Raw genomic sequence first — 1,882 nt, forward strand, 5'->3', positions numbered from 1 at the left:
TTGATGAGCGTTACACCAGGATATTGTCTATAAAAACATACAATTATTGAGGAGCGACTTTCTCAGTGTTCCACAATAATTATGCTTTTTAAGCAACCTGTGTAATTTAATCGCAAGGTACGAAGTAATAACGACATTGTAAAGGCCATTATTATATCAAACGTAAATACATTTCACTTACGTTAAACGAATGCCAAAATATTAGTCTGGGAAGCGAGTGATCATTGTTTATCTTTAACGTCCTAAAAGCACTTCACTTTTCGACTTGTGGCACTCAAAAAAACAAGCCGCAAACTTGTCGAACCATTGCTTGGCCTTATACCACTCATCAGGACTTTTCTACTTCCCTTCAATATAGACCGATTTCATTCACATCCATCCAGATCCCTTCGGTACCCTGAACATGAAAACCCAGTGAATACGGCCTCGGCAAACTGTGGGTAGGAATTGTGGAAAACGCAATTGTTCCTTTTGAACCGGTGAAAACCGAATCAATGATTCAACCCCTCTCCCCCTCACAGTTTCATAACACAAATCCCATCCCCACTTAACATCTACCTGCTACTTTCACATAAACCCATCCGAAAGCAGCATGGAAACAGTCAGCACACAACCCCAGAACCAATCGCTCCAGAAGAAGAAAAACAACGACTTCAAGAAGTCCTTCTTTAAGAACGTATTGATCTCCGGAGGATACAATTACTTCGCACAAGGGCTCACCTTCCTCTCGTCAATCATAATTGCCCGTCTGCTCTCCCCCGAAAACTACGGCCTCGTCGGCCTGATCACCGTATTCACCGGCTTCATCTCCGTCTTTGCCGATAGTGGCATCTCCCTCGCCATTATCAAAAGCGATTACGGCTACACCTACCACAAGTCGCTGGATACACTTGCCCTGATCATGGGCACCATTCTTTGTATCCTCACCATAGCCATCGCCTTTCCAATCGCTTCCTTCTACCAGAATCCAGACCTGGTGCTTCCCGCAATGGTTCTGGGCTTAACCTTTATCCTGAAAAGCCTGTCCATCGTGCGTGGCGCCATCCTCAGTAAACAACTCAACTTCGCTTACATCGGAAAAGTCCTGCTGATCAGTAACGTCCTGACAATTTTGCTGACCATTATCCTCGCCTACGGCGGCTTGCAGCACTGGGCCATCATAATACCCCAGCTGCTCGCCGCAGTCGTTACCACTGTGCTCTACGAGCGGAAACTTGCCCTCAGATTCAATTACTACTTTTCCTGCAAACACTTAACGGTGGCATTCCGGTACACCAAGGCCCTGATCGCCAGCCTGATTGGCTTTAACCTGGTGAACTACTGGTCCAGAAACACAGACAACTTGATCGTCGGTAAGCAATTTGGAATGAACGACCTCGGCATCTACAACCGCGCCTACAGCCTGCTCGCACTCCCCCTGATACTAATCACAAGCTTATTCGGCAGCGTACTCTACCCCAGCCTTAAAAAACTAAAAACGGAAGGCGGCGATGTCAACGTCGAATATCTGTTCGTCCTCAAGATCATCAGCGGCATCGTCTTTCCAATCTCCTGTGTCCTGATCTTGTGTCCCGATCTCCTGGTGCAGCTGCTCTGGGGAGAGAAATGGACGAAAGTAGCCGTGTACCTTCCTTATTTTGGATTGCTGGTCTTCAGCCAGCCATTGCTCTCCACAATAGGAAACTTCCTGGTCCTGCAGGGAAAGGAAAGAACACTGATGTACAGCGGCTGGATCTCTTCCCTCTTTATCGTCAGCTCCATAGTCATCGGCGCCACGTTCTCCATGATGGCCATGGTTCAGGCATATGCGTTATGCTTCCTGCTTATCGTGCTGCCGTTTAATATAGTTTTTGTCTATTACTACAAACTGAAATTCAGCGCC

General features: G+C 46.9%; 1 protein-coding gene and 1 pseudogene. One reads left to right on the top strand and one right to left on the bottom strand.

Going from position 1 to position 1,882, the window contains the following annotated elements; translation table 11 throughout:
* Positions 1-342 precede the first annotated feature (342 nt).
* Positions 343-442: pseudogene (locus ACKI5J_RS16165) on the bottom strand (hypothetical protein); the annotation flags it as partial.
* A 150-nt stretch (positions 443-592) separates the two neighbouring features.
* On the opposite strand from ACKI5J_RS16165, the gene ACKI5J_RS16170 reads away from it, so the two are divergent.
* Positions 593-1,882: lipopolysaccharide biosynthesis protein (locus ACKI5J_RS16170; protein WP_407430525.1), on the top strand; the 1,290-nt coding region annotated here is incomplete at its 3' end.

It is taken from the genome of Arcticibacter sp., from assembly GCF_045629565.1.
Lineage (GTDB): Bacteria > Bacteroidota > Bacteroidia > Sphingobacteriales > Sphingobacteriaceae > Arcticibacter.